Annotated in this window: 16 protein-coding genes; 7 read left to right on the plus strand and 9 right to left on the minus strand. The window is 65.0% G+C overall.

The annotated features are described in order from the left end of the window. Nucleotides 1-17: 17 nt before the first annotated feature. The 5 genes from aspS (at nt 18) to clsB (ending at nt 4799) form a co-directional block, all read left to right on the plus strand. Entirely contained in the window at nt 18-1814 is a 1797-nt protein-coding gene (gene aspS, locus RV045_RS07975) for an aspartate--tRNA ligase (RefSeq protein ID WP_423235252.1), read from the plus strand. A gap of 145 nt (nt 1815-1959) precedes the next feature. Further along, nucleotides 1960-2124, plus strand: a complete 165-nt coding sequence (locus RV045_RS07980) for a hypothetical protein (protein WP_423235253.1) — start codon at nt 1960-1962, stop codon at nt 2122-2124. A gap of 16 nt (nt 2125-2140) precedes the next feature. Continuing rightward, nucleotides 2141-2617, plus strand: a complete 477-nt coding sequence (nudB, locus tag RV045_RS07985) for a dihydroneopterin triphosphate diphosphatase (RefSeq protein WP_423235254.1) — start codon at nt 2141-2143, stop codon at nt 2615-2617. After that, complete coding sequence (locus tag RV045_RS07990; RefSeq protein WP_423235255.1) at nt 2614-3405, plus strand: endonuclease/exonuclease/phosphatase family protein; 792 nt, start codon at nt 2614-2616, stop codon at nt 3403-3405. Before nudB ends, RV045_RS07990 begins: the two co-directional genes overlap by 4 nt. Then, nucleotides 3402-4799 carry a cardiolipin synthase ClsB gene (clsB, locus tag RV045_RS07995; protein ID WP_423235256.1) on the plus strand — a complete coding sequence of 466 codons (1398 nt, stop codon included), beginning with the start codon at nt 3402-3404 and terminating at the stop codon, nt 4797-4799. The genes RV045_RS07990 and clsB overlap by 4 nt, the downstream gene beginning before the upstream one ends. Nucleotides 4800-4841: 42 nt before the next feature. On the opposite strand, the gene RV045_RS08000 is transcribed toward clsB, so the two are convergent. The 3 genes from RV045_RS08000 to RV045_RS08010 all read right to left on the minus strand — a co-directional run bounded on the left by RV045_RS08000 (nt 4842) and on the right by RV045_RS08010 (nt 8476). Beyond that, complete coding sequence (locus RV045_RS08000; RefSeq protein ID WP_423235257.1) at nt 4842-5918, minus strand: LacI family DNA-binding transcriptional regulator; 1077 nt, start codon at nt 5916-5918, stop codon at nt 4842-4844. Between the two features lie 102 nt (nt 5919-6020). Continuing rightward, the gene (locus tag RV045_RS08005) at nt 6021-7160 is read right to left on the minus strand and encodes a glycosyl hydrolase family 17 protein (RefSeq protein WP_423235258.1); all 1140 of its coding nucleotides are present in this window, start codon (nt 7158-7160) and stop codon (nt 6021-6023) included. A 14-nt stretch (nt 7161-7174) separates the two neighbouring features. Beyond that, the gene (locus tag RV045_RS08010; RefSeq protein ID WP_423235259.1) at nt 7175-8476 is read right to left on the minus strand and encodes a porin family protein; all 1302 of its coding nucleotides are present in this window, start codon (nt 8474-8476) and stop codon (nt 7175-7177) included. 230 nt (nt 8477-8706) lie between these two features. On the opposite strand from RV045_RS08010, the gene RV045_RS08015 reads away from it, so the two are divergent. Together RV045_RS08015 and RV045_RS08020 are read left to right on the plus strand one after the other, a co-directional pair. Next, nucleotides 8707-11043: a glycosyl hydrolase gene (locus RV045_RS08015; RefSeq protein ID WP_423235260.1), complete on the plus strand. Its 2337-nt coding sequence runs from the start codon at nt 8707-8709 to the stop codon at nt 11041-11043. A gap of 71 nt (nt 11044-11114) precedes the next feature. Continuing rightward, nucleotides 11115-13178 (plus strand): Ig-like domain-containing protein, encoded by a 2064-nt coding sequence (locus RV045_RS08020; RefSeq protein ID WP_423235261.1) that lies wholly within the window; start codon nt 11115-11117, stop codon nt 13176-13178. Nucleotides 13179-13251: 73 nt separating this feature from the next. On the opposite strand, the gene RV045_RS08025 is transcribed toward RV045_RS08020, so the two are convergent. From RV045_RS08025 to RV045_RS08050, 6 genes are all read right to left on the minus strand, one after another. Then, nucleotides 13252-14334 (minus strand): ABC transporter ATP-binding protein, encoded by a 1083-nt coding sequence (locus RV045_RS08025; protein ID WP_423235262.1) that lies wholly within the window; start codon nt 14332-14334, stop codon nt 13252-13254. A gap of 1 nt (nt 14335) precedes the next feature. Next, complete coding sequence (locus RV045_RS08030) at nt 14336-15673, minus strand: GH1 family beta-glucosidase (protein WP_423235263.1); 1338 nt, start codon at nt 15671-15673, stop codon at nt 14336-14338. A 4-nt stretch (nt 15674-15677) separates the two neighbouring features. Next, on the minus strand, nt 15678-16517 hold the full coding sequence (locus tag RV045_RS08035) for a carbohydrate ABC transporter permease (protein ID WP_423235264.1): 840 nt from the start codon (nt 16515-16517) through the stop codon (nt 15678-15680). 2 nt (nt 16518-16519) lie between these two features. Then, a complete protein-coding gene (locus RV045_RS08040) occupies nt 16520-17440 on the minus strand; it encodes a carbohydrate ABC transporter permease (RefSeq protein ID WP_423235265.1) in 921 nt (306 codons plus the stop codon). Beyond that, the gene (locus tag RV045_RS08045) at nt 17437-18678 is read right to left on the minus strand and encodes an extracellular solute-binding protein (protein WP_423235266.1); all 1242 of its coding nucleotides are present in this window, start codon (nt 18676-18678) and stop codon (nt 17437-17439) included. The genes RV045_RS08040 and RV045_RS08045 overlap by 4 nt, the downstream gene beginning before the upstream one ends. Nucleotides 18679-18873: 195 nt before the next feature. Next, nucleotides 18874-20100, minus strand: coding sequence for a DesA family fatty acid desaturase (locus RV045_RS08050; protein ID WP_423235267.1), 1227 nt, complete (start codon nt 20098-20100; stop codon nt 18874-18876). Between the last annotated feature and the right edge of the window lie 11 nt (nt 20101-20111).

Here is a 20111-nt window from a genome sequence, read left to right on the forward strand (position 1 = left end):
ACCGTCCCGGAGCAAGCATGCGAACCACCTACGCGGGCCTCGTCAACGAACAGTATCTGGACCAGACCGTCACCCTGATGGGCTGGGCCCACCGCCGCCGCGACCACGGCGGCGTCATTTTCATCGACCTGCGCGACCGCGAGGGTCTGGTGCAGATCGTCTGCGACCCCGACCGCGCCGAGATGTTCAAAACCGCCGAAGGCGTGCGCAACGAGTTCTGCCTGAAGATCACCGGCAAAGTCCGCGCCCGCCCGGCCGGCACCGAAAACGCCGGCCTGGTCAGCGGCAAAATCGAAGTGCTGTGCCACACGCTGGAGGTGCTCAACCCCAGTGTCACGCCGCCCTTCCAGCTGGACGATGAGAACCTGTCCGAGACCGTGCGCCTGACGCACCGCGTCCTGGACCTGCGCCGCCCGGCCATGCAGAAAAACCTGATGCTGCGCTACCGCGTCGCCATGGAAGTGCGCAAATACCTGGACGAGCACGGCTTTGTCGACATCGAAACGCCCATGCTCACCAAGAGTACGCCCGAGGGCGCGCGCGACTATCTGGTGCCCAGCCGCGTGCACGACGGCCACTTTTTTGCGCTGCCCCAGTCGCCCCAGCTGTTCAAGCAGCTGCTGATGGTGGCCGGTTTTGACCGCTACTACCAGATCACCAAGTGCTTCCGCGACGAAGATCTGCGCGCCGACCGCCAGCCCGAATTCACGCAGATCGATATCGAAACATCCTTCCTGGGCGAGGACGAGATCCGCGCCATGTTCGAAGGCATGATCCGCCACGTCTTCCGCAAGGCGATGAACGTCGAGCTGGGCGACTACCCGGTCATGAGCTACGCCGACGCCCTGTTCCGCTTCGGCAGCGACAAGCCCGACCTGCGCGTCAAGCTGGAGTTCACCGAGCTGACCGAGGTCATGAAGGACGTCGATTTCAAGGTCTTCAGCACCCCGGCGACCACGCCTGGCGGCCGCGTCGTGGCGCTGCGCGTGCCCGGCGGCGCCGAGATGTCGCGCGGCGAGATCGACGGCTACACCGAGTTCGTCAAAATCTACGGCGCCAAGGGCTTGGCCTGGATCAAGGTCAATGACCTCAGCAAGGGCCGCGAAGGCCTGCAGTCGCCCATCGTCAAGAACCTGCACGACGCGGCGCTGACCGAGATTCTGGCGCGCACCGGCGCGGCCAGCGGCGACCTGATTTTCTTTGGCGCCGACAAGGCCAAGGTAGTCAACGACGCCATCGGCGCGCTGCGCCTGAAGGTCGGTCACAGTGCTTTTGGCAAATCCAGCGGCCTGTTCGACGACCGCTGGGCACCGCTGTGGGTGGTCGATTTCCCGATGTTCGAGCAGGACGACGACGAAGGCCGCTGGAACGCCGTGCACCACCCCTTCACCGCCCCGAAAGACGGCCACGAAGAGCTGATGAAAACCAGTCCCGGCGCCTGCATCGCCAAGGCCTACGACATGGTGCTCAACGGCTGGGAGCTGGGCGGCGGTTCGGTGCGTATCCACCGCGCCGACGTGCAGTCCAAGGTTTTCGAAGCGCTGAACATCACGCCCGACGAGCAGCGCATCAAGTTCGGCTTCCTGCTGGACGCGCTGCAGTACGGCGCGCCCCCGCACGGCGGCCTGGCCTTCGGCCTGGACCGTCTGGTCACTTTGATGACCGGCGCCGAATCGATCCGCGACGTGATCGCCTTCCCCAAAACCCAGCGCGCCCAGTGCCTGCTGACCGGCGCCCCGTCCGACGTGGACGAAAAGCAGCTCCGCGAACTGCACATCCGCCTGCGCAACACCGCCGCCGCGCCTGCGGCCTGAAGCGGCTTCGGGTAGGATCAAAGGGCGCCGGTGGGGCGCCCTTTTTTGTTGCAGCGCGCTTGGATGTGCCACACCTTCACACCCAGGCGATCAAAGGCCCATGGCAGGTCAAATCACATCAGTCAACCATTCACTGGAAGCTGCCATGCAGACTCTGAATCACACACAACCCGACGACTCGCAGGAATTCCGCGATACCGCCAGTGGCGATGCTCTCGGTACGCTGAGTCCGAACTTCGGGAAACAGGTCGAAATAGGCCGTGAATTCATGAGCGACTTCCGCGACACTTTCCTCGCCCTGGCACAGTGATGCAGAAAGCAGAGACATGACCCCCCCCAAAATCCCCATCTCCGTCCTTGTCGTCATTCACACCGCGCAGGGCGAGGTGCTGCTGCTGGAGCGTGCGGGGCCGGACGGCCAGGGCAGCGGGCTGTGGCAGAGCGTCACGGGTTCGCTGGATGCGCTGGATGAAGCGCCGCGCGCGGCGTGCATCCGCGAGGTGTTCGAGGAAACGGGCCTGGTCGTTGGCAGCGCCGACTGCCCGGAAAGTGCCCTGATCGACTGGCAGCACAGCGAGGAATACGAGATTTTCGAGCGCTGGCGTCACCGCTACGCGCCGGGCGTGACGCGCAACACCGAGCACGCTTTCGGGCTGAAGCTGCCGCGACGCCTGCCCATCGCGCTCGCGCCGCGCGAGCACGTGCGCTACCAGTGGCTGCCCGCCGCGCAGGCCGCACCGCTGTGCTTCTCGCCCAGCAATGCGCGCGCCATCGAGCGCCTGGCGGGCCCCGCCGCGACATGATCCGCGTCGCGACCTACAACATTCACAAGGGCGTCCAGGGCCTGGGCCCGGCGCGGCGGCTGGAGATCCACAACCTGGGCGACAGCCTGAACCGGCTGGCGCTGGATCTGCTCTTTCTGCAGGAAGTGCGCCTGTTCAACCGCCGCGAGGCACGGCGTTTTGCCCACGGACCTGCCGCCTGGCCCGATCAGGCGCAGGCGCAGGTGCTGACGCCGCCGGGCTTTCACAGCGTTTACCGCACCAACGCCTTCACGCGCCACGGCGAGCACGGCAACGCGCTGGTCAGCCGCCACCCAGTGTGTCAGGTGGTACACCGCGACATCTCCGACCACCGCCTGGAGCAGCGCGGCCTGCTGCACGTCGTGCTGGACTGGCCGCTGGACGCGCCTGCTGACGGGCCGAATGCTGCGCCAGGGACGCGCCCGCTGCACGCGCTGGTGGTCCACCTGGGGCTGATGCATGGCAGCCGGTTGCGCCAGACGCAGTCCATCATCGAACACATCCGCCAGCAGATTCCGCCGCAGGACGCGGTGCTCGTGGCGGGCGATTTCAACGACTGGAACGAGCGCCTGGACAGCCTGTGGCACAACGCCGGGCTGATCCGCGCCGCAGACCCTCAGGGCCAGCCGGTGCGCACCTTTCCGGCGCGCCTGCCGGTGTTCGCGCTGGACCGGCTCTACACCCGGGGCCTGAACTGCCAGGCGCTGTGGGCCCCGCGCGAACCGGGCTGGAAGGCGCTGTCCGACCACCTGCCCCTGCTGGGCAAGCTGGACTGGTCCACGCCATGACGCCCACCCCACGCTACAGCGCCTGCACCGACCTGCGCCTGCTGCACGGCGGGGACGAGCTCTTCCCGGCCATGGCCTCGGCCATCAACGCCGCGCAGGAGCAGGTGCTGATCGCCACCTACATCTGGCTGGACGACCCGGGCCTGGAGCCCCTGCTGGCCGCGCTGCTGGCCGCCGCTGGGCGCGGTGTGCGCGTGCGGCTGCTGGTCGATGGCTTTGGCAGCCGACGCGCCCTGCCCGTGCTGCGCGAGCGCATGCGCCATCCGCAGATCCGGCTGATGGTGTTCCGGCCCGTGACGCGGCTGTGGACGGCCTGGCTGCGGCCCAACCAGCTGCGCCGCCTGCACCAGAAACTGTGCGTGATCGATGACACGACGGCCTTCGTCGGCGGCATCAACCTGCTGGACGACCGCCACGACCTGCGCCACGGCTGGAGCGAATTCCCCCGGCTGGATTTCGCCGTGGCCGTTCAGGGCCCGGTGGTGGCGCAGGTGGAGCAGGGGCTGCTGCAGCTCATGGGTCTGATGAAATCCGGCGAATCCGGCTGGTGGCGCGAACTGCTGCTGCTGCTGTCCAGCCAGCCCGCTTACAAGCAGGTCAGCGAAACGCTCGCCGAAGCGCTGGCCACCGCCAAACGGCGCTGGCGCCAGTGGCGCCGACGTCTGCGGCCGCCAGGTCCATCGTCCCACCCGGCAACCCACCCGCCAGCAGCCTCACCGGCAGACCAGCCGGTCGCCAGCCGCAAGCCCGTAGACGCGGCCAATGTCGTCGTGCCTGCGCCACCGCCTGCCGCACCCACGTGCAGTGCAGGCCCGCGAGCGGCCTTCATCGAGCGGCGCAACCACCCGCGCCACCGCCGTCCGATCGAGCAGGCCTACATCAGCGCCATCGAGGCCGCGCAGGAGCGCATTGCGCTGATCTCGCCCTATTTCTACCCCAGCAGCGCGTTTCTGCAGGCGCTGCAGGCTGCCGCGCGGCGCGGCGTGCAGGTGCGCCTGCTGATGCAAGGGCGCACCGATTACCGCATCGCCGCCGATGCCGCCCGCGCCATGTACCCCGCCCTGCTGCCCTGCGGTGTGGCCATTTTTGAATACCAGCGCGCTTTCCTGCACGCCAAGATCGCCGTCATCGACGGCCGCTGGAGCACCGTGGGCAGCAGCAACATCGATCCGATCTCGATGCTGCTCAACCTGGAGGCCAACCTGGCCATTCACGATGCCGCCTTCGCCGCCGATCTGGAGGCGGCCTTTGAGCAGGCGCTGAAGCACGCCACCCCCGTCACCGCGCTTCCCGGCGTCAGCCGAGGGCCGCTGGCCTGGCTGCGCCGTGCGCTGCTGGCCTGGGTGGCCCGGGTGTATCTGGGTGTGGCGGGGGCGGGCGGGACGCGGTACTGAGCGCGGCATCAAGCCCGATTCCCGAGCGCCCGGATCAGACGCTCAGCGGCGCACCATGCGGGTTGATTCGCGCACCACCAGCTCGGCCGGAATCACTTTGGACGGCGGCGTGCGCCGGGCCAGCAGATCGAGCATGGCCCGGGCGGCAGTCTGGCCCACCTCGTAAACCGACTGCCGCACAGAGGTCAGCGGCGGCAGCGTGTAGGCCGAGTAGAGCAGATCGTCAAACCCGACCAGCGACACATCTTCCGGCACACGCAGGCCGGCACGGTGCAGCGCCAGCCGTGCGCCATAGGCCATCTGGTCGTTGGCGGCAATGACGGCGGAGAAAAGCCGCCCGCTTTGCAGCAGAAGACCCATGGCGCGAAAGCCGCCCGACTCCTGGAAATCACCGATGACCACCAGATCCGGATCGTAGCCGGGCTCTGTGGTCTGGATTTCACCGCGAAAGCCGTCCATGCGCGCCTGGGCATCGGGGTGATCCAGTGGGCCGGAAATGAAGGCGATCTGGCGGTGGCCCAGCGCATGCAGGTGACGCACGGCCAGGCGCATGCCTTCTTCGTTGTCGTAATCCAGGCTGTAGAGGTTGTCGGCGCTGAGCCGCCGCCCGGTCACGACAACGGGCAAGGCCTTGGCCAGCTCCAGCAGAGCCGCATCGGACAGGCGGCCCGTGAGTACGATCAGGCCATCGACTTTGCGCTCCTGCAGCAGGGCCACGCGGCTGGTTTCTTCGGCCTCGTTCCAGTGGCCGCTGACGAAAAGGGGCGAGTAATTGGCCGGATGCAGCTGATCCTCGATACCCCGTAGCGCTTCGCCGTAAAAGGGACTGTCGATGAACTGGGTCAGCACACCGACGCTCATGGTCCGCCCGCCCGCCAGGCTGCGCGCCATCGGATCGGGCCGGAAATCCAGCTCCTGGATGGTGCGCTCGACCAGCGCGCGCTTGACCGGGCTGACGTTGGCGGTGCCGTTGAGAATGCGCGAAACCGTGCTGGGCGACACGCCCGCCCGCTGGGCGACCATGCCCAGGGTGGTTCGGCCGCGCGGCACGGGGAGGGCTGGCGGCCCATCGGCAGAGCCAGCCTGGCTTGGGGTGGGATCGGTGTGTTTCTTGCTCATGAAATCGGTGTCAATACGCGTAGGGCAAATTTTGCGTCATTTCCACCCGCCTGCACCGATCATGTCACGCCAAGGTCACCTCCAGACCCAGCGCCGGCCCGGTCACCCCGGCGATCCCGTCCAGTAAGCCGCCTGGGCCGGGTCGCAGGATGCGCTGTCAGCCGCCAGACCTGTCCCGAGGCTCTGGGTCACACAGCGCGCCTTGCGGTCCACGGTGAACAGGCCCCACTTGTCGTCGCCCTGCTTCCATGGCTCGTCGAACGCCTCGAAGTGCACGACGGTGGCCGGGCCGTTCCCGGCGGCTTTCCAGGCCTCGATGCGGTCGAAGTACATCTTCTGGTTGACGGGGCTCGCCCGCTGGGTTTCCCCGCCGGAGGGCGCGGCCTTCCAGCCGGTTTCACCCACGACAATGGGCATGCCAACATGGCCCAGCGCGTCCAGGTTGCTGCGCACGGCGCTGTACTCGTTTTTCAGGCTGACCACGGCGGCGTCCATCATGGCGGCTGCGCGCTGGGAAGCCGGTACGGCGGCCTGTTTCCAGTCCCAGAGCGTTTCGTTGTAGATGGTATCCAGCAGGGGATAGGAATGCATGGACACGAAATCGATTTCCGCCAGCACAGGGTCTGATTTTTTCGCCCCCTGGGCTGCCGCATCGGCGAAGAAGGCCCAGTTGTCATCGGTGGTCACGGGCTGCGTGGTGGCGGCGCGCACCTTGCGGATATAGCCGACCATGGCCCCGACGTCGATGGGCGCAAACGACCAGTACACCAGCTTCTCATTGCCCACGCTCAGGGCGACGACCTCGGCCGGATAGGCCTTGGCGAGAGCAATGCCCCGGTCCAGCTCTGCCTGGTTGGCAGCTTCGGCATTGGGGTTGACATACATGCCCAGCATGACCTTGATGGGCAGCTGGCGCTCACGGATGACCTCTAGGACCAGTCTGGAAACGGCATCCGACGCATCAAACAGCCGGATCAGGCCAAAGCCGGTCTGCTGCAGCAGCGCCAGATCCTGCTCGATCATCGTCTTGGTGATGGTTTCCGTGTCGCGGTTGCTGGTGCGGTAGGGCGAATAAGCCGTCGCCCTTTGCTGCATCACCGCTGCAGGCAGCGCGCGGAAATCGCTCACACCGGCGACAGGAATGGTGCCGCCGCCCCCGCAAGCCGACAGCAGCAGCGCGCTGGCCAGGGAGATACCACCGAGCCACTGGCGTCTGTTCTGGCGCCCAAACTTGATTTCCATGATGTGTTCCTCAATCAAAAGGTGTAGGTGGCGCCCACGCCCGCCCAGCGGCCGGTGCGCGCGACGCGGGAATCAACCCCGCTGAACGCCGAGTTCGAGGGCATGGACAGCGGCGCCAGCCCCTTTTTGCGGTACTGAACCATGCCGGCCAAGCCGTACACCAGCCAGTTCTGGCCAAAGCGCTTCGAGACGCCCACCGTGGCGAGATCCATGGCGTTGCTCTGGCCGCGCTCCGACGGGTTGGCGGTGCTGGCGCGGCCCAAGTGCACGTAGCCCGCCGAATACGTCCAGTCCCCCCGGGTGTGTCGCACACCCAGCGACACATCCATCGAGGTTGCGGGGTAACCTGGATTGGGCACGCCGCGCAGCGTGCCGCCCCAGTCCACGTTGAACATGTTGTTCCACAGGGTATTGCCGTCGGCGCGGAATTCGGTCTGCACCGCGTAAGCCCCGCTCCAGCGGTTTCTGCGCAGACCGGCTGACAGCTGCCACTGGCTGTTCACGTCGTAGCGCGCCATCAGCATGGCAATGGACTGCCCCGATCCGCCCAGCTTGGCATCGTCGGCCGGGTTGGGGGTCAGCGACGTGAAGGGGCCGTGTCCCCAGGACGAGGGCGTGCCGTTGCGGCTGGTCTGCATCACGGCGTCCAGCGCCAGATCGCCCCGGCGGTACTGCGCCCAGAACTCCAGCAGGCGCGGTTTGTTGATTTTGAAGCCCGACTTGCCCTGATCGTAGGTCAGCTCGACCACCAGATCGCCCGACATCACGTCAAACGGGCGGCTGGTGTAGCGCAGTGCGTGGCCCAGCAGGCCGTAGCCGGCACCGCTGCTGGCCCAGGCGTCGGCCACGCCAATGTCGCTGCCGTAGGGGTAATCGGCGACGCTCCAGGCCCGCGAGGTCATCGCGCCGACCGTCAGGCGGCCCCACTCCTCGTGGCTGATGCCCACGTTTTTCTCGTAGAGCACGCCGTCGATGTCGGGCTTGCCGTCGCGCCAGCGCTGGCTGAGCGCGGCGTGCACCTTGAAGCCGCGCCCGATGTCCTGGTTGAGCGTCAGCCAGGGCTGAAACAGCGTCACCACCGAGGTGCGGGTGCCATAGCTTTTGCCGGGGACCAGCTCGTCGGCCCAGAGCCTCTGGCGGTCTTCGCCCGGAAAGCGCTGGCAGTCCTTGCACTGGTTGCCGGACACCAGGGCTTCGACCTTGGCAAACCCGTTCACGTTGATGGGACCGATTTCAAACGCCTGCGCGGGCGCTACGCCCAGCGCGGTGAGCGTGGCGGCCAGCGCCAGCCAGCGTCTCTTGTGGGGGATGTTCATATTGCCTCCTGGGATCGGGGTCGGGGTCGGAGCTGGATGTCGTTTTCAGCATCCAATCTGAAAGCGCTTTCAACACTGATCATGTTAGCAACGGCAAATAACGGGCGTCAACGCGGCAGACACCGTGAAAACCCTGGGATTTGGTCCGATGCGACATGCGGTAAACCCTAATTTGATGTGAAAGCGCTTTCAACAATACTGGCGCGATCGCGACTCCGGATCCGACTGCCATGACTGCACTGATCTCTTCCCCTCAGACCCGTCCCGCCCTGTGCCCGTCCCGCGTGGCATGGCGTCCGGCCCTGCTGCTCGCCGCCGTGGTGGCCCTGCTGGCCCCCGCAATCGCCCCGGCGCAGGACAGCCTCCAGGCCGGAGCCGCCCGGCTGCTGCTGCAACCGAGGTCGGGCGACCGGGCGGCGCCTGTGGCCCAAGGCCGCGAAGGGGCGATGCTCAAACAGGCGGTGCCGACCAACCAGTGGTATTCCAGCCTGATGTTCAGCGCCGAACCCATGCCGCTGTACGCGCAGCCGCTCAGCGGCCGGGCCACCGTGGCCGGGTTCGAGATGGCCCTGCCCGTCAAAAAAGTGGTGCCGTCGGAGCGCAAGGACAACGAGATCCACTACCCGCACCGCGCCGCCATCACCGTCAAACCCGCCGATTTCGCGTTGAAACCGGTACGCCTGAGCCGCGTCAGCGACTGGGCCATCGACATCGCGCTGGGGCAGGACGCGCAGCGCTTTGACCTGACGATGGCGCACGGCAGCCCTTATGTGTGGGGCCAGATCAGCCAGGGCGATCTGCTTTTGCAGGCGGCGGCGGGCGCGAAACGCGTCGATCATCCGGACAAGCGACTGCTGCTGCTGGACATCGCTGGCCAGCGCTACCTGGCGCTGGGCCCGCAGGGCACGCAGTGGGAGCCTGCGGCAGAACCAGGCACATGGCGCGCACGTATGCCCACAGGGCCCGCAGGCGCCCGGTATTTCGTGCTGGCGGCCACGCCGGACAGCAGCGACGCCAGCCTGGCGCTGATCCTGCGCCACGCCTTCGTGCGCTACGCCAGCACGGCGGTGGACTGGCGCTTTGACAACGCCAGCCAGACCGTCCACACCCGCTACGCCGTCACACCCGAAGTGCTGGAAGGCCGCGAGGAGACGCCGCTGCTGGCGCTCTACCCGCACCACTGGCACAGGAACGAGAGCGTCTCAGCCCGTCTGGGGCCGGCTTACGACACGGTGCGTGGCCCGCTCAAACTGCTGGCCGCCCGCGATTTCAGCACCGATGTGCGCCATCGCGGTTTCGTGCCCTGGTGGCCCAAAGTGCCCGAGGGCGAGGGCAGCGAGATGCTCAAAAGCCTGATGTCCAGCGATGTGCGCGACGCCCGCCGCATGATGCTGCAGATCGGCAAAGGCCCCTACTGGCAGGGCAAGGGGCTGCAGCGCACCAGCAAGCTGCTGGACATTGCCGAGGTGCAGGGCAACGCAGATCAGGCCAGCCGCCTGCGCGAGCTGCTGCAGGGCCGCATCGAGGAGTGGTTCAGCGGCAGCGACCGCCAGCGCTACTTCCACCTGGACCGCCAGCTGGGTACGGTGCTGTCCTATCCGGAAGAGTATTTCGCGGTCGAGCAGATGAACGACCACCACTTCCACTACGGCTACTGGATCCGCACCATGGCCGAGCTGGCCCTGCGTGATCCGAAGTGGACCGCGCCGGACCAGTGGGGCGGCATGGTGCCCTGGCTGATCCGCGACATCGCCACCGCCGAGCGCGGCCGGGCCGACTTCCCCTTCCTGCGGCCGTTCGATGTCTATGAAGGGCATTCCTGGGCCTCGGGCATCGGGCTTGGCGAGCTGGGCAACAACCAGGAATCGTCCTCCGAGGCCATCAACGCCTGGGTGGGGCTGATCCTGTGGGGCGAATCCCAGGGCGATACGGCCCTGCGCGATCTGGGGCTGTATCTGTACAACACCGAGATCGAAGCGATCCGCCACTACTGGTTTGACGTGCACGGCCTGGTTTTCCCGCCCGAGTACCCGCACGTGGAAACCAGCCTCGTGTTTGGCGGCGCCTACAAGCACAACACCTGGTGGACGGACGAACCCCGGCAGATCAAGGGGATCAACCTGCTGCCCATCACCACGGCATCCACCTATCTGGGGCTGGACCCCGCCCACACGCGGCGCAGCATGGCCACGCTGGCCAGGGACAGCGAGATTTTCGAATCGCGCGGCAAGAAAGCCGATCCGAAAGACATCTGGCAGGACCTGTTTGCGCAGTACACGGCGCTGAGCGATCCGGCCGCCGGACGCGCCCAGTGGGACCGCTGGGGGTCCGTCGAAGCCGGTGAATCGCGCAGCCACACCCTGCACCAGCTGCTCAGCCTGAGCAGTATGGGGACGCCCGATTTCAGCATCTGGGCCGACACGCCGCTGCACGCGGTGTTCAAAAGCGCATCGGGCCAGCGCACTTACCTGGCCTTCAACAGCAGCACGCAGGCCCGCCAGGTGCGCTTCAGCGATGGCACCACGCTGGAGGTCGCACCCCGCTCGCTGGCCCAGACACAGCGCTGAAGCCGCCACCCCGCTTTTCTTTTTATAGACCGTTTTCCCTGCCTGATTGTCACACCACCCGGAGACCCGCCGTGAACCACCGCTCCCCCCTGCTCCACCCCAGCGCCCTGGCGCTGGCCGCCAGTGCCCTTCTTGCCGCCTGTGGCGGCGGCAGCGCGGGCGCTCCTCCCGGCTCGGAGGACACCACCCCGCCCACGCTGACCCTCAGCGACAGCGTGCCCGGCGCCACCGCCACGGGGCCAGTGACCTTCACTTTCACGTTCAGCGAGCCCGTCAGCGGCTTCACCGCCGAAGATGTGACCGTCGCAGGCGGCACGGCAGGCGCCTTCAGCATGGGCGCCACCAACACCACGGCCACACTGGTCGTCACACCGGCAGCCAACAGCACCGGCACGCTGCAGGTGAATGTCGCGGCAGGCTCGTTCGCCGATCTGGCCGGGAACGCCAGCACAGCCGCCGCCAGCGCCAGCCAGGCGTTTGACACCACTGTCCCGGCCGAGCCCCCGCCCGCAGGCCTGCTGGCCGACTTTGACACCGCCCCGCTGCCCACCTTCGAAGGCTTTGAAGGGGCAGGAGCCAGCATCGAAGTCGGACCGGACGGCGGAACAGGTTCAGCACTGAAAATCGTGCGCAACGGCGGCCAGGTGTATGCCGGCGTCGTGGTGAATGTGCCAACGATCCCCAGCAATGCGGGCACGCAGGTCGTCAGTGCCCGGGTGTACTCGCCCACGGCGGGCATTCCCATGGTGATCAAGGTCGAAGCGGCGGACCAGTCAAGCCCGGGTGACGTGCAGGCCAACGAAACGGTGAAAGCGGGCTGGCAGACCCTGACCTGGACCCTGAGCAACCTGGACGCCAGCAAGGTCTACAACCGCTTTGTGGTGCTGCCTCAGCTGGGCACCGTGGGCAGCGGCGAGACCTTCTTCTTTGACGACATCGCGGTCAAGGCCGCCCCCGTGACCCCGCCCGCCCAGCAGAATCTGCTGGCCGACTTTGACACCGCACCGCTGCCCACCTTTGAAGGCTTCGAAGGGGCTGGCGCCAGCATCGCAGCCGGACCGGACGGCGGAACAGGTTCAGCACTGAAAATCGTGCGCAATGGCGGCCAGGTGTATGCAGGCGTCGTGGTGAATGTGCCGACCATTCCCAGCAATGCGGGCACGCAGACCGTCAGCGCCCGGGTGTATTCGCCCAAGGCGGGCATTCCCATGGTGATCAAGGTCGAAGCGGCGGACCAGTCAAGCCCGGGTGACGTGCAGGCCAACGAAACCGTGAAAGCGGGCTGGCAGACCCTGACCTGGACCCTGAGCAACCTGGACGCCAGCAAGGTCTACAACCGCCTTGTGGTGCTGCCCCAGCTGGGCACCGTGGGCAGCGGCGAGACCTTCTTCGTTGACGACATCACCCTGGCAGCGAAACAGTCGCCCGAAGTGCCCGCCGCAAGCCTGCAGACTTTCTCCGCAGGATTTGCCAGCAACGTGCTGACCAGCAGTGGCGGGGCCGTAGCGACTGCCGGAGGCAGCGACCTGGACAGCTTCAACTGCAACGGAACACCCGACTGGTGCGGCAGCGGATCGGGCGGCACAGGGGCCGACAGCTTTGTCTACTTTTATTACCAGACGCCCAGCCCAGCCAGCGCGCTGTACAGCCAGATCGAGGTCTTTGGCCCCGGAATCACAGGCCTGAGCACCTCCGGCGATACCGGCGGTGTGACGCTGGGCAGCCAGACCAAACTGAACTTCACCTTCAACCCCAATCCGGAGTGGTACAACAGCGCCAACAATGCGCTGGGCGTCGTGCTGACCTTGGGCAAACGCTACGCGATTGACAACGGCTGCCACCTGCAGCTCCACGGGGTGCTCAAGCCCAGCTCTGTGGATGCCACCGCCTACTCGATGAACCTGCGCAACGACTTCCGCGTCGCCGCCGACTGCGGCGCGGGCATTGCGCAGGAGGATGTGGCCGCTGCTCTGGCGGCGTCCCCCGTGGTCAGCAGCGTCAAATTTGTCGGTGCAGGCGGCGGTGCGGCCATTCTGGGCCGCAATGGGGCCAGCAGTGGCGCCAACCTGACGACGGCAGCAGGCACTGTTTATCCGACCACTGTCGCTCTGAAGGGGGCCATCACCTTCGACTGATTGCGATCTTTACCAACAGGAAAAGGGCCTTCAAGGCCCTTTTTCTTGGGGTGCGAACCCTTAAAAATCCGGCTCAGGCATCAACCCTTTGGCCCTGAGCGTCAAACACCAGCCCCGCATCCAGCGGCATCAGGCCGACCGCCGTGCCCATGCGCAGAGCCTCGGACTCGCCGTTGTGCTTCACAGCCACCAGCTCGGTGTGAGCGGGCGTGCGGACATAGATCACGGTGACATCCCCCAGCTTCTCGACAAACTCGATCTGGCCAGGCAGCCCGCGCCCCGGCTCGCACAGCCCCAGGGATTCCGGACGCCAGCCGATGGCCTCACCCCGTGACAGCAGGGCAGCCATTGACTGCAGGGTGTCCAGCGGCAAGGCCGCCGCGCCGTCACCCAACACAAGACGCTGTCCGGCGGCATCCACACGGTAAGGCATCACATTGATCTTGGGCGAGCCCAGGAACTCGGCCACGAAGCGGTTGGCGGGCTGGCGGTAAAGATCCATCGGCGCGCCGACCTGCTCGATGCGGCCCTTGTTGAACACGGCAATGCGGTCGCCCAGGGTCATGGCCTCGGTCTGGTCATGGGTGACGTAAATCATGGTCGTGCCGAGCTGGCCATGCAGGCGCGCCAGCTCGATGCGCATCTGCACGCGCAGCGCGGCATCGAGGTTGGACAGCGGCTCGTCAAACAGGAACACCTTGGGCCGACGCACGATCGCCCGCCCGATGGCCACGCGCTGGCGCTGTCCGCCGGAAAGCTGCTTGGGGTAGCGATCCAGCAGCGGCGTGAGCTGCAGGGTCTGGGCAACCTCCTCCACGGCCGCCTGGCGCTGCGCCTTGCTGTGGCCCGCCATGCGCAGGGCAAAACCCATGTTTTCGGCGACCGTCATGTGCGGGTACAGGGCGTAGCTCTGAAACACCATGGCCGCACCCCGGTCGGAGGAGCCAATGTCGTTCACCCGCTGGCCATCGAACAGGACATCGCCGGAGGTGATGCTCTCCAGGCCCGCCAGCATGCGCAGCATGGTCGATTTGCCGCACCCGGAAGGTCCGACAAAAACAAGGAACTCGCCGTCCTGGACCTCAAGGTCGACCCCGGGAATCACCAGGGTATCGCCGTAGGATTTGCTGACTTGCCTGAGTTGAATCTGTGCCATATCACGCTTTCAGAAAACCGCTGTACCAGTGCGCACTGCTTTTGAGCGTGCGCTGCTGCGTCTGATAATTCACATAAACCAGGCCAAAGCGCTTGGCATAACCACTGGCCCATTCGAAGTTGTCCATCAGGCTCCAGGCGAAATAAGCTCCTACAGGAACCCCCTTCTCACGGGCATTCCAGGCGGCCTGAATGTGGCGCTGCAGATAAGCAACGCGGTCCGGATCGTCCACAACGCCGTCACGCTCGGTGTCCTTGAACGCAGCCCCGTTTTCGGTGACCCAGAGCGAGGGCACCGGATAATCAGCGTGCAGGCGGCACAGCAGCTCGGTCAGACCTTGCGGATAAACCTCCCAGCCCATGTCAGTGACCTGGTTGCCCGTGGAGCTGACATCCCACGGATTACCGCTGGACGCAAAATTGCGCGTGTAGTAGTTGACGCCCAGGAAATCCAGCGGCTGCGCGATCATTGCCATATCGGCTGCCTGAACCACGGGCGCATCGTTGCCCAGATGCGCCATGACATCCGCCGGATAACGGCCGAAAAACAGCGGGTCCAGATACCAGCGGGCATTCAGGCCATCGTCCAGCCTGGCCTTGGCCACATCGGCTGCGCTGCTGGATGCCGGATAAATCGGCGAGAGATTCAGGACGATCCCCAGCGCGGCTTTTACCCCGGCCTCGCGCATGGCCTTGAGCGCCATCCCGTGACTGAGCAGCAGGTGGTGCGCTACCTGAATGGCAGCGCGGCGTGATTTGATTCCCGGCGCAAAAACCCCATGCTCGTGGCCCAGAACCGCTATCACCCAGGGCTCGTTGTGCGTGCAAAGGCTTTTGACGCGGCTCCCGAAACGGCGGGAGATTTCCAGGGCATAACGCACAAAATGCTCGCAGGTCTCGCGCGATTCCCAGCCCCCTTTTTCCTGCAGGGCCTGAGGCAGATCCCAGTGATTCAGCGTCAGATGGGCCTCGATGCCCAAAGCCTCCAGGCGGCTCAGCAGCCGGTCATAAAACGCGAAACCCGCTTCATTCCAGGCGCCTTCGCCCAAAGGCTGAACGCGGGGCCAGCTCACTGAAAAGCGGTAGGCGTTCACACCCAGGCTGGCGATCAGATCGACATCGCTCTCCCAGCGCTGATAGTGCTCACAGGCCCGGCTGCCATCACTGGCATCGGCGATGACGCCAGGTTTCTGGCAGAACACATCCCAGACCGAGGGACCACGCCCTCCTTCCTGGACAGCCCCTTCGATCTGGTAGGCCGAAGTGGCCACACCCCAGACAAAATCCTGCGGAAAATCAGCCCGTGTCAGGGTCATGGATTCATTGGTTTTCATCAGCATGATTTCAACTCTTGACAGCCCCCGCCGTCAGCCCCGAAATGAGTCTGCGCGAGGAAAATATAAAAATCACCAGCAGCGGTAAAACCGCCACCACGGAACCCGCCATCAAGGCCCCCCACTCGGTATCGACCGGGTTTTGCACACTGCGCAGCGCCAGCGGGAAGGTGTAGTTTTCAACCGAGCGCATGACCACCAGAGGGCCGATGAAGTTGTTCCACGAGGCAATGAAAGCAATCAGCCCCAGGGTGCCAAATGCCGGGCCCAGCAGCGGAACAACAATGCGCCAGTAAACCGCCCATTCACCGCAGCCATCCATGCGAGCCGCTTCCAGCAGTTCACGCGGAATGGCCGATTCGATGTATTGCCGCATCAGGAATATACCCATAGCGGGCGCTGCAGCTGGAATGTAGAGGGCGCGCGGCTGGTCGATCCAGCCCAGCGTGTCCATGATCATGAACGTCGGAATCATGCCCAGAAACGCGGGAATCAGCATCGTCCCCATCACCAGCGCAAAAAGCGCTTTTTTGAAGCGGAAGGTGTATGCCGCAAAAGCAAATCCGGCCATGGAACAGAACAGCAGGGTCAACCCCGTGCTCAGCGCCCCCACGTACAAAGACCATCCCAGATTTTTCCAGAACGGAATCTTGGACATCAGGATGTCCAGGTTATCCATGAAGTGAGTCCCGAACCACAGCGGAGGCGGCACCCGGAAGATGTCCGCCCTCAGGTGGGTCGAAAACACAAACATGAAGTAAAACGGCGCCAGCATCACGACGCCCCCCAGAATCAGGAAAACCCAACCCAGCGGGCCCATCGTCGCCTTGTCGGTCGAAGTGGATTGCATACTCATTCCCCTCGGGTTTTGAAAGCCCGGTTGGTCAGTACCGTCAGCAGCAGGATCACCACAAACAGCATCCACGAAATCGCACTGGCCAGACCGAAATCGTTGAAATCAAACGCCGTCCGGTACATATACATGGCCGTGGTCATGCCCGCGTACTCGATACCGCCCTTGCCCCCGGTAAGGATGAAGGGTTCCTCAAAGAGCTGCAGTCCCCCGATCACCGTCAGCGTCACCCCGAAATACATCATGGGCTTGAGCTGGGGCAAGGTAATGAACCAGAAAATCCGGCCACTGCCTGCGCCGTCCATCCGGGCGGCTTCGTACAGATCACGGGGAATACTCTGCATGGCGGCCACGTACAGGATCACGTTGAAGCCCACATAACGCCAGAACACCACCAGCGCCACCACCGGCTTGATGGTTCCGGGCTGGCCGAGCCAGTCGATATTGGATTGCGGCAGCACGGACCCCAGCCAGCTGGATTGGGCCAGCGCCTGCAGCATGGCGTTGACGGCCCCGTAATCGGTTGAAAACAGGGTGCTGAACATGATGGCAATCGCCACTGTCGAGGTGATGTAAGGCAGGAAATACACCCCCATCGCCGCGTTGCGCCACGACCCCAGACGCTCGTTGATCAGGTAGGCCAGCGGGATGGCCACCAGATGCTGGGGCAGCCCCGAGGCCACAGCCAGCCACAGGGTGTTCTTCATCGAAGTCCAGACCAGCGGGTCCTCGACCGCAAAGCTGAGGTTGTCCAGCCCCACGTACTCCATCGACCCGATGCCCTGGACCGGATCCCAGCTGTGGAACATCAGGAAAAACGAGAACAGGATGGGGAAGAGCCCAAAAACGAGGAAGAGGACCACAAAGGGGCTGAGCAGCACATACGGTGCCCAGCCCTGTCCCAGCTTGAGCCTGCTCACCGCTGTGCCCTGCGCTGGATCATGCGCTGCGCGTCGGCCAGCGCCTGGTCGACGGACTTGCCGCGTGTCAGGACCTGATCGAGCTCGGCGTTGACGATTTCCTCAGCGATCGGGTCGTTGCGGAACACGCGGGTCGGCGCAATTTTCAGGGCCGTATCGCGCCAGGTGACGCGCGCCTTCTGGTTGCCGAGGAAGGGCACGGGCTGGTCAAAGAAGGGGCCGCTCTGGGCCTCGATCAGCGCCGGGAAGGCGTTGAATTTCTCGAAAGCCGCCTGCTGCTGGGCCTTGTTCAGCGTCAGGTACTGGATCAGATCCCAGGCCAGCGCCTTGTTCTGGGCCTTCTTGGGAATGGCGTAAAAGGTGCCGCCCCAGGACGTGGCCACGCCTTCAGGCAGCGTTGTGCTGCGCCACAGACCGGCTGTATTGGGGGCCAGCCAGTTCTGCAGGTGCCCGCCCAGCCAGGCCCCCATCATCTGGACGGTGATGGTGCCGCGCTTGAGGCCTTCGCCCCAGTCGTTGGACCAGGCGTTGATTTTGGCATCCAGCCCCTGGTCGCGGATGCTCTTGGCCAGGGCAAAGGCTTTCTTGAAACGTGGCGCTGTACCGACCACCGATTCGCCCTTGGCGTTGTAATAAATGCCCTCGCCGGCGGGGATGCCGGTGCGGATCACAATGTCTTTGACATCGCGGGCATGGGCCACCAGGTAGGAGCCGGTTTTGGCCTTGACCGCCTTGCCGGCCTCGACGAAGCTGGTCCAGCTCGTGGTGAGCTGCTCCGGCTTCACGCCCGCTTTTTCAAGGATGTCATTGCGGTAGAACATGGCCCCCGGACCGATGTCGGTGGGCATGGCGGTCTGGCCCTGACGCTCGTCACGGGCCTGCGCCCAGGCAAAGGGCACGAAACGCTTCTCGAACTGCTGGGCCGAATAAGGGGCCGCGGCCAGGTTTTCCAGCCCGCCGCTCTGCGAGAAGCGGCCCAGAAAGCCGTACTCGATGGTCATCACGTCCGGCAGACCGGACGATGCGGCCAGCGCCGTGGTCATGGCGGTGTGGTGGTCAGCGTACTCGCGGCTCACCACCTTGACCTCGACGTCGGGATGCTTCTTGTTCCATTCCGGCAAGGCCGCCTTGACGATCTCGTCCACAGCCGGGAAGGCCGCTACAGTCAGCACCGTTTTCTGGGCCATGGCGGACGAAGCGGCCAAGGCGCACAGGGCAAAAACGCAGGATTTGCGCATGTTGGTCTCCATGTATGAAAGCGCTTTCAGTGTAGCCAAAGAAAAAAGCAGCGTGAAGCGGCCCTGGGGTATTTCCTGAGTGGTAGCGCCCCCACAGTCCACTGGCGTACATGGAGAAAACACCGGACGAAAAAGCTTTCAATGGCCAACAAAAAACCGGCCTGAGGCCGGTTTTTTGCAGGAACAGCGCCCGGATCAGGCGGGAGCCAGCGAGCGCACCCGGGTGGAGAACTCGCGCAGGGCCGCGATGCCGCTGGTTTCGGCCTTGCTGCACCAGGCCTGCAGGTCGCTGACCAGCTGGTCGCGGGTCACGTGGGTGCGGGTCCAGAGCTGACGCAGCTCCTCGCGCATCGACACCAGGATGCCCAGTTCGCGGTGGCTGCCCAGCACGCTGGACAGTCTGGGACGGACATTGGTGGGAATCTTGTCCTCATCGCGGTGCAGCCAGCGCTTGACCAGACTCAGTTCGGCGAAGGCTGCCGTGCGCTGCTGGCCCTGCTCGCGCAGGTGCTGCAGCTCGGCGCTGACCGTCCCGCGCAGGGTTTTGGCGTACTGGGCCATCAGCTCGTAGCGGTTGGCCACGATGGCATCCAGCGTGCGCGCGTCGGGCGCGGGCTGCGTGGCGCCCAGCACCATCTGCGGCGGCAGCTTGCGCACTTTGGCCAGGCCCATGACCTGCAGGGTGCGGATGTAGAGCCAGCCGATGTCGAACTCGTACTTCTTGACCGACAGCTTGGCCGACGTCGGGTAGGTGTGGTGGTTGTTGTGCAGCTCTTCACCGCCAATGAGGATGCCCCAGGGCACGATGTTGGTCGACGCGTCGGCCGCCTCAAAGTTGCGGTAGCCCCAGAAGTGACCAATGCCGTTGATCACGCCGGCGGCCGTCACCGGGATCCAGGCCATCTGCAGCGCCCACACGGCCAGACCGCCCACGCCAAACAGGGTCACGTCCAGAATGAGGGTGATCGACACACCCAGAATCGGGAAGCGACTGTAGAGCTTGCGCTCCACCCAGTCATCCGGGCAGTTGTGGCCGTACTTCTGCTTGGTTTCTTCGACCTTGGCCTCGGCGCGATACAACTCGCTGCCGCGCAGCAGCACGGTCTTGATGCCGCGCGTCACGGGGCTGTGCGGGTCGTCCACGGTTTCACATTTGGCGTGGTGCTTGCGGTGGATGGCCACCCACTCTTTGGTGACCATGCCGGTGGTCATCCACAGCCAGAAACGGAAGAAATGCGACACCAGCGTGTGCAGCTCCAGCGCCCGGTGCGCCATGCAGCGGTGCAGGTAAATCGTCACCGACGCGATCGTGATGTGCGTGGTCAGCAAGGCAATGCCCAGCATCCACCAGCCACTCAGGCCCGTCAGGCCGTTGATCAGAAAATCCAGCACATGGTCATGCACCGACATCAAGACATCCATGGTCTTCCTTG

The organism is Amphibiibacter pelophylacis, assembly GCF_037688875.1.
GTDB lineage: Bacteria > Pseudomonadota > Gammaproteobacteria > Burkholderiales > Burkholderiaceae_C > Amphibiibacter > Amphibiibacter pelophylacis.